9 protein-coding genes and 1 tRNA gene are annotated in these 8,129 nt (G+C 44.1%); 1 reads left to right on the plus strand and 9 read right to left on the minus strand.

What is annotated here, in order from left to right:
- Positions 1-138: 138 nt before the first annotated feature.
- Positions 139-222, plus strand: a tRNA-Leu gene (locus IID12_08550).
- A 12-nt stretch (positions 223-234) separates the two neighbouring features.
- Here IID12_08550 and IID12_08555 read toward each other — a convergent pair.
- The 9 genes from IID12_08555 to IID12_08595 all read right to left on the minus strand — a co-directional run bounded on the left by IID12_08555 (position 235) and on the right by IID12_08595 (position 7,968).
- Complete coding sequence (locus IID12_08555) at positions 235-948, minus strand: hypothetical protein (GenBank protein ID MCH8289139.1); 714 nt, start codon at positions 946-948, stop codon at positions 235-237.
- 77 nt (positions 949-1,025) lie between these two features.
- Positions 1,026-1,385 (minus strand): hypothetical protein, encoded by a 360-nt coding sequence (locus IID12_08560; GenBank protein ID MCH8289140.1) that lies wholly within the window; start codon positions 1,383-1,385, stop codon positions 1,026-1,028.
- A 135-nt stretch (positions 1,386-1,520) separates the two neighbouring features.
- Entirely contained in the window at positions 1,521-1,868 is a 348-nt protein-coding gene (locus IID12_08565; protein MCH8289141.1) for a fumarate reductase subunit D, read from the minus strand.
- Positions 1,869-1,889: 21 nt separating this feature from the next.
- Positions 1,890-2,297: a hypothetical protein gene (locus IID12_08570; protein ID MCH8289142.1), complete on the minus strand. Its 408-nt coding sequence runs from the start codon at positions 2,295-2,297 to the stop codon at positions 1,890-1,892.
- A 30-nt stretch (positions 2,298-2,327) separates the two neighbouring features.
- On the minus strand, positions 2,328-3,068 hold the full coding sequence (locus IID12_08575) for a succinate dehydrogenase/fumarate reductase iron-sulfur subunit (GenBank protein MCH8289143.1): 741 nt from the start codon (positions 3,066-3,068) through the stop codon (positions 2,328-2,330).
- Between the two features lie 29 nt (positions 3,069-3,097).
- Entirely contained in the window at positions 3,098-4,840 is a 1,743-nt protein-coding gene (gene frdA / locus IID12_08580; protein ID MCH8289144.1) for a fumarate reductase (quinol) flavoprotein subunit, read from the minus strand.
- 468 nt (positions 4,841-5,308) lie between these two features.
- Positions 5,309-5,812, minus strand: coding sequence for an RNA-binding protein (locus IID12_08585; protein ID MCH8289145.1), 504 nt, complete (start codon positions 5,810-5,812; stop codon positions 5,309-5,311).
- A gap of 320 nt (positions 5,813-6,132) precedes the next feature.
- Positions 6,133-7,515, minus strand: a complete 1,383-nt coding sequence (locus tag IID12_08590; GenBank protein ID MCH8289146.1) for a HAMP domain-containing histidine kinase — start codon at positions 7,513-7,515, stop codon at positions 6,133-6,135.
- Positions 7,516-7,527: 12 nt separating this feature from the next.
- Positions 7,528-7,968, minus strand: coding sequence for a hypothetical protein (locus IID12_08595; GenBank protein MCH8289147.1), 441 nt, complete (start codon positions 7,966-7,968; stop codon positions 7,528-7,530).
- Positions 7,969-8,129: the final 161 nt, after the last annotated feature.

The following is an 8,129-nucleotide window of genomic DNA, read 5'->3' on the forward strand; positions in this document are numbered from 1 at the left end:
TAAGTGGCAGTCAGGGCACGCCCTGACGCCCTTCCCTTCCCTCCCTTGTTCCTTTCCTTCCTTCAGCTTCAGTCTTTCTCGCACTCACCTAATCAATCTATTGACTTTTTAACTGCTGAAGCTAAATTACAACTCGCCGCCGCGGTGGTGAAACTGGTAGACACGCATGGTTCAGGACCATGTGGGCGCAAGCCTGTGCGAGTTCGACTCTCGCCCGCGGCACTTCCTCATTGTTTATTTTTTACTATAGTAGATCTTGGAGAGGTGCGGATTTGTTGACTTCGCTTCTTCTAAACCATCAATACGTCCGACAGAAAGAGAAAGCAGTCCTATTTGCCCGGGAGCTATTGGTTTACGATACACACGATTTTTCATGCCTAATAGTGTGTTATCTTTTGAATAATAACTAAACGAAAAATTCAGTGAGTCAACTGAATACCCAGAAATATTTGATATAGCAATTTTATGCCGGATCACAGTGCCCGATTTTTTCCAGCTGTGATCAGCGAAAATAACTTCGGTGACATCTATCTTTAAGATCTTCTTAATTGTTGATTCCTTGGTAATGGGCGAATTTTGTTTGAAAATATGTTTCGTTCTAACATTGTTGATAACCCAGCTGAACGAAATTTCATCCTGAGCTGATGAGTCGATACTCCCGAATAATCCTCCCGTAAAAATAACGGAGCCTGTCGAGCCCCCTTCTCTTTTTAGGTTGATCTTCTCTAAACGGTCACCACTACTATCAATAATACGACTTCGCGGAAACTCGATTGATACGTCTATATTATCTCCCCACTCGTTTTTGATTAGATCATCTACCCCTGAATAGTAAACATGGGCTTCAAACGTCATTAAGGGAGGCTTTTGAATTAAATCACATCCTGAAACTAATATTCCGATGATGCAGATCTTAAAAAATTCTGTAAATGGCACCTCTCTCATCATGCAGCTCTTTGTCTTATTTTTCTGTGAGTTTCTTTTGGGTTCCCGGTAAATTCGCCCGCACCACAGAGGGGTTGAACCTATTCGTCACCCAAGCTCAAAGGCGGAGAAAAATCCACGTAGCGTAATAACGAATGGTGAGAAACGTTTTCGTGCCAGATTTTCAGATAGTCGGCACCTTCAGGACCCCGCAGCCACTGACGAAACTCTTCGGCGCCTTTTTGATCTTCCCAGAACGCTTCGCTGACGTATTTTGGCCGTTTCACTCCCTTATTTCGCTTTCCGTAGGGGTTTTTCATCCCATCAATGAAAACCCAGTTTTTCCGCTCAATGCACCCAAAATCCTTCGACTTTAGATATAATGTTCTGTCTATCCAGCTCAAAAACGTTTCCGCACTTTTCCCCCGTTTCAGGTCAAATATATGTACTAAACGCAGCATATCAACGCTCCTTTTAATTTTGGGTAACTGTATGCATTTTTCAATATTTCATACCTAATAATAGCCCCGACTCGATATAAATTAAAATCTTATTCCAAAAAGAATAGTGAGACGAAGCCGGTCATTTATTGTCAGCTATCCTGCCAACAGCGAGTAGCCGGCAAAAACCGATCCGAATATAGCGCTTCCGTAACAGAGAACCGCAATCAACACTTCTAAATGTTTGAGTTTTAATCCGTCATAGAGCGTAAACCTGAAACGATGAGCCCAGTGAAATAAGGACAGCGAAATCAGCCCGAAAATAAACAATCGTATTATAGGATTTTGAGTGATCGTCAGCAGCTGCTCATACTCCGGCGCATTGACCAAGCCGAGGGGAACGGCAATTCCGAAAATGAAAAACAAGACCGGCATAAAAAGAGCGGAAATCATTCCACCGGAACTGAATAACGCCCACCAGAACGGCTCGATCGATCTTTTCATCTATGAATCCTCAAACACTGTTTAAATAAACCATACGATTACCGATGACACTACAAACCATGCGAGAAAGTTCAAGCCGATGGTTGCCTGGTCAGGAATGCGTTTTTTCCCGATGCGTAATACAATCGCTTTCGGGGCGAGCGAAAACCAGCTTACAGAATGGAATATTAAAAACAAAAACATGACTGTGTGAAGTATAAGAATAACTGGTGATTTAAACATGGCCGTAACTTCAGAATAATGTTCGCTGCCCTGATTTAATGCTCTGACAATCAATAATAACAGAATCGCCGAGTATGCCACAGCGACGCTTGTCAGTTCTCTTAATATGAATTTCATGTGTACCCATTTTCGAGTCCACCAGAAGATCGGCATAGACCTACGAAACCATTTGGGATGGTATTTTGAATAATCGGGATTAATTGACAATTGAATCTACCTCTATACTGTTAACACAATTCATCGGTTCTTCCACGGCATAAGGAACGATTTAAACCAATTGACTGTAGTTGTCAGTTTAAGCCTCTGTATAGCCGCCGCGGGGTCGACATCTTTCGGACAGACAGCCGAGCACTCACCGACGAGCGTACACTGCCAGATCCCTTCTTCCTGTGTGAGCACCTCATTTCTCTCTGCATTTCCCATATCCCGGTTATCTAAATTGTAACGCTGACCGAGTGCGATTGCCGCAGGTCCCGTAAATCCCGGTTCGAGCCCGTAAACGGGGCACGCCGAGTAGCACAACATGCAGTTGATACACATAGAGAATTTCTTGTATTCAGAGAGCTCGAACGGAGTTTGGATAAATTCCTTCTCCTCAGGATAATCATCGTCTCTAATTATCCACGGCTTGACGCTCTCTAACTTCTCCATAAAATCGCCCATCTCTATGACGAGGTCCCGTATGACGGGAAAATTTTCTAAAGGTTCGATGCGGATAGTGCCGGGAAGATAGGATTCCACAAACTTTGCGCAGGTGAGAACAGGTTCTCCGTTTACCATCATACCGCAGCTTCCGCAAACTCCCATCCTGCAAGACCATCTATATGATAAAGTCCCGTCCAGTTCATCCTTGATGTAATTTATAGCGTCGAGGATAACCCAATCTTTGGTGCGGGGCACCTCGTAACTTTGAACCACCTGCTCTGAATCGTTCTCAGGCAGGTATCGCAGCACTTCTATTGTTACGTTTGAGCTCATGATATTTAGGGCGTCAATTCCAAAATTTATTACTTTCCGTAAACCCGTTCCCCGGGAGGCCATCGTGTGATATTTACCGGCAGATATTCAACTCGCGGAGGATTATCTCCATTTTTGTAGACAAGGCTGTGAGCTAAATATTTATCATCATCCCGCTCGGGGTGATCCAAGCGCTGGTGCGAACCCCGGGATTCGGTTCTTTCGATTGCAGACTTAACTATCGCCTCGGCGACGTCAAGCATATAGGATAACTCAACTGCCGACATAACTTCGGTATTAAATGTAAGGCTTCGATCTGTTATCGCAATGTTCGTAAACCGCTCTTTCAATTTCATAATAGTCGTTTCGGCTTTTCTGAGAGATTCCTCATTTCGGTATATACCGACTGATTCTTCCATTATCTCCTGCATTTCCGTTCTGATTCCCGCGATGCTCTCTTTTCCGCCCCCGGATTTAAAATATTTGGTTTCAAGGTTCGCTATTTTCTCCTCTGCCAGCGATTTTACCGCATTGTCCGGACCCTTCTGTTCAGACGCAAACCTGCCCGCAGACCTGCACGCCCGTTTTCCGAAAACGAGAATCTCTGTGAGCGAGTTAGAGCCCAGGCGATTAGCTCCGTTAATGCTGACGCAGGCTGCTTCGCCGGCGGCATATAATCCCTTAAGCGGAGTAGCCCCTTCAATATCAGTGTGCACACCGCCCATCATGTAATGGACAACAGGACGCACCGGAATCATCTCATCAACCGGATCAAGGTTGACGTATCTTAAGCATAGTTCGCGGACAAACGGTAGTTTATTATTTATTTTCTTCTTCCCGAGGTGGCGAATATCCAAATTCACATACGCCCCGTACGGACCGTCTAAAGTTCTGCCCTTTTCCTGCTCCTTGACGAATGCCTGCGACAGGCGGTCACGCGGACCCAGCTCCATAGACCTCAAAACCGGTTTTGGTTCGGGCTTACCCAGGTCGTAATCCTGAAGATAACGATAACCGTCCTTGTTGAGTAAGTACCCTCCTTCCGAACGAGCCGCTTCGGTTATCAGAATTCCGGTGAAAGGCAATCCGGTAGGGTGATATTGAATGAATTCCATGTCCTTGAGCGGAACTCCCTCCCGGTAAGCCATAGCCATGCCGTCGCCGTTCTTAATATTTGCATTCGTGGTGAAAGAAAAAACTTTACCGCATCCCCCTGTGCATATCACGACAGATTTTGCAAAAATCGCCTCAATCCTGCCGGTAGCCAGTTCTATCGCGATAACTCCCTGACAACGTTCATCTTCCACAAGCAGATCGGTTACAAACCATTCGTCATACCTTTTAATAGGCTTATATTTCAGCGAGGTCTGAAACAGTGTGTGCAGAATGTGAAATCCGGTCTTGTCCGAGGCAAACCAGGTGCGTTCCATTTTCATTCCGCCGAAAGGGCGAACAGCAATAGTGCCGTCTTCTTTGCGGCTCCAGGGACAACCCCAGTGTTCGAGCTGCAGCAGTTCTTCTTTCGCTTCCTTTACGAAAACCTCGACGGCATCCTGATCGCAAAGCCAGTCTCCACCCGATATAGTATCGTAAGAGTGAAGGTCAAAGCTGTCATCCGGTTCAATTACAGCGGCGGCTCCGCCTTCGGCCGACACGGTGTGGCTGCGCATAGGAATTACTTTCGATATGACCGCAATGTCTAATTTTGGATCCTCCTCGGCAATCGCTATCGCCCCCCTGAGACCCGCACCCCCACCCCCGATTATCAGAACGTCGTGAGAGAGTAAATCCAAGTGAACTTATCCTCTAACTGTTGAGATCGGAGAGACTCTGAATTCTGTCGCACAAATATAAGTGATCATGAATACCTTTTTCATTACTCAGCGGCGCAGCTGTCAGCCGCGTGCCTGGCTTACAATACTGAAAGAGAGGTCGTTCCTTCTGATCAACCTCTCAAATATAATTTACTTAGACAGACCGTGTTGTCAAGAAAAAACAGATTCACGCCGGTGAATAAGACGATGCATCCCAAGATTATAGTGCGAGTCAGGGCTTGCCCGTCTGGACGGCATAGCCGGACAGGCCTTGACCGCATTTTTTACCGCAACAACACCATCTTCTTGGTCTGGATGAATGTATGGGACGCAGATCTGCGTCCCATACGGTGTTCAGCACAATGTATCCAAACTTTCTAAATAACTGTTAGGTAAGTAATCAGAATAGAAGAGTGAATTTTAAGTGTTTTTGAAATATTATCAATTTCAGAGCTGTTGACGTCTGTCTGTGTCACTTCTTCTCTCGGTTCCAAGACGTCTTTCTTCAACTACCCGTCTTTCAATGCCGATCCGTTTTTCGAATCCTTGTCGTCTTTCGAGATCGTTAAAAAGGTGCACGAGTTCCTCCTCCCCCGTTTCCTTTCGTCTAGCTATTAACCTCCTTTCATCTTCCCACCTTCGGGATTGGTTAGTGCGCCTCTCAACATTTTGGCGTCTCTCCTCCGATTGTCTCCTATCATATATCTTAATCGGATTCCCTTTCAGAAGCTTACCATTGAGAGATTTAAAGGCACGATATACGTCTGACGTGTCGGACATTTCAACGAATCCTAATCCGGAGGCTTCATTTGACGTGGTAGTTTTTACGATGATAGCTGATGCTACCTTTCCTACAGACTCAAACACCTTCTTTAAGTCTTCATCGGTAACTTCACTCCGTAGATTTGAAACGTAAATCCTGATTGAGATCCTCTGCCGGGTATAGTATATTTACCAATGATTATCTTCAATGTTCGGTAGATAGGAATCCCACTCTAATTCTTATCGAATATCAAAGACAATTTTTAATATATAGTATAGGTAATTGCACATTTTGTGCCAATATTCCCGATTAATTGATAAAAACGAATTGCATTATTTTCATTCAGTGGCAGCGATTCTGATAAGCTTTATTTTATAGTGGTTTCAGAAGAAGAAATGAAAATTTGAATTATAAAGAAAATTGCTCTATGAATTTTCAGAAAGAAAATCTTTGACAAAATTTAGGGCGATATAACCCTTTTTAGCTGATATGAACCACCAATAAACTGTTAGTGATGTGTTGATGGAAGAGAAATTTCTATACTCGTTCCCTTCCCAATTTCCGATGAAACGTTTATCGTGCCTCCATAGCCGCTTACGATTTGCCTTGAAATAAACAAACCCCATCCAGCCTTCATCCTTCCATCTTCAGATTTAAATTCCGGATTGAATAACTTCGCAAGGTTTTCAGGGGGAATTCCGCCACCGGTGTCGTCAAACCTGATATTTACCATGGCGTTGGCAAACGTAACGGACACGTAGATATCACCGCCGTCTTTTACGGCTCTTCCCGAATTTTGCAATATTTGTGTGAAGAGTTCTCCGAATTCCGCCGGATTTCCTTTGACCGTAGCGTTTCTTTCCCCGCTCACCTTAATTCGCTCCTTCTCGGGCAGTTGCGCCCCCATCAAGTCAACAGTGTCATTTATGGCGCTGATAATGTTTATCTCCTGAAGTTCCCCTCTGTCGAGATTCGTAAATCGTTGAAGCTTGGCGGTCAGATCGGATATTCTTTCAACCGATGCTTGATTAGAATCCGTTAACTCATTCAACATCAGCGCCATTTTATCAATCTTTTCTCCCTCTTTATCTGAATTATTTCTAACCATGTCCACTAATTTTTTCGATATAGTACGGATAGAATCGGTGTTGGATTTAACGACTCCGAGTGGATTATTTACTTCGTGGGATACTGCGGCGGCTAATTGAGCCTGCGAGGATATTTTTTCAGCTTGCACAAGTCTGCCGTGCGCCGATTTTAACTGCTCAAGCGCAGTTTCGGCGGATTCGGTGCTTCGATGCATCTTAACCTGTGTATTCAAAATAACGGCTCTTAGAGTCATGGCAAGAAAACCGAGTAAGAAAAGTTTGAAGTATTCAAAATAATGGTCGGTGGGCATCTCTCCGAATGAATCAAAATTTATTATCCGATTTCGAATCCACATGGACGTATCAGTGAACAAAGTGAAAACGAGGAGCCACACAGGTTTTATCGGGGTAGTGGCTATTACGATGAGGAGCAGTGTGACCGGGGCGAATATTATTTCTATCTTTGGAAACGATATCACCGTATTTAAACCCCATGCCATCAATTGCCCCAAGACTATTATAGAGAAGATATTAAATCCGTTAATGTGTTTAACTACGAAGGGAAGGAACGTTGACGTAAACCCTATCAAGCCTATCAGTACAAAGGGTATGACCTGTCTGAGTAACGTATGTACACCTTGCTGCGCCCAGAACATGTAGATCAAAATCGGTAAAACAATTGTGGCTATCGATCCGGCACGCATAGAGTCCATCCCTCTTCTATGCTGCCATCTTAGAAAACCTTCGCCTTCCTCAGACAGATTCGGGTGATACCATCTGAGTCTACCTTTTATGTCGTACATTATTGACACCCTCTATAGAGGAATAAGAACTAATGGCGAGTTGAACGCTCCTTTATCATCGATCGAAATGCTATTTCCGCTGAATTTTATTTTGTGTTTGTCATTCAAGTAGATCTCAACCTTCTCCAGTTGGACTTCTTTCGTTCCGGTAGTCCATATTCTGATCGCCCCGAGAAAATATAGCGGTAAATTAAAATAGTAGGTGTGCAATTGATTGTCAAGGTTAATGGAAACTTGATCGAAGTAGTACTGTATATGAGGAACTATCGAATTCAGATTTACCATGAGAGCTGCCCCCTTACTTGCTTTGCATTTCATTTTTATCACGGTTTTTACGGTAGCCTCACAGTTCTCCGATATATCGTTGATTCCAACGTTCTCAATACTTAGATAATTGAGACAATTCATCGTCATTTCGGACAGTTTTATCAAATCTCCGCTCAGCAAGCTCAAATTTGCTGCTGCGTTCGGGTTAAGATCATCAGAATCATTTTGACGGTTTTTTAAGAGTGTGTTGGGTCAGAAACAGCTGATCAGAATCGGCTGCTATTTAAACGATTTCCAGCCTCTCCGGTTCAATTCCCATCTGATGAACAGAAAGCACAGCGCTGTTA

Source organism: Candidatus Neomarinimicrobiota bacterium (genome assembly GCA_022567655.1).
GTDB lineage: Bacteria > Fidelibacterota > SORT01 > SORT01 > SORT01 > JADFGO01.

Coding starts and splice junctions, on each gene's coding strand:
- IID12_08575 (MCH8289143.1), bottom strand. CDS start 3,068: ATGAGCTCAAACGTAACAATAGAAGTGCTGCGATACCTGCCTGAGAAC.
- IID12_08555 (MCH8289139.1), bottom strand. CDS start 948: ATGATGAGAGAGGTGCCATTTACAGAATTTTTTAAGATCTGCATCATC.
- IID12_08590 (MCH8289146.1), bottom strand. CDS start 7,515: ATGTACGACATAAAAGGTAGACTCAGATGGTATCACCCGAATCTGTCT.
- IID12_08565 (MCH8289141.1), bottom strand. CDS start 1,868: ATGAAAAGATCGATCGAGCCGTTCTGGTGGGCGTTATTCAGTTCCGGT.
- IID12_08560 (MCH8289140.1), bottom strand. CDS start 1,385: ATGCTGCGTTTAGTACATATATTTGACCTGAAACGGGGGAAAAGTGCG.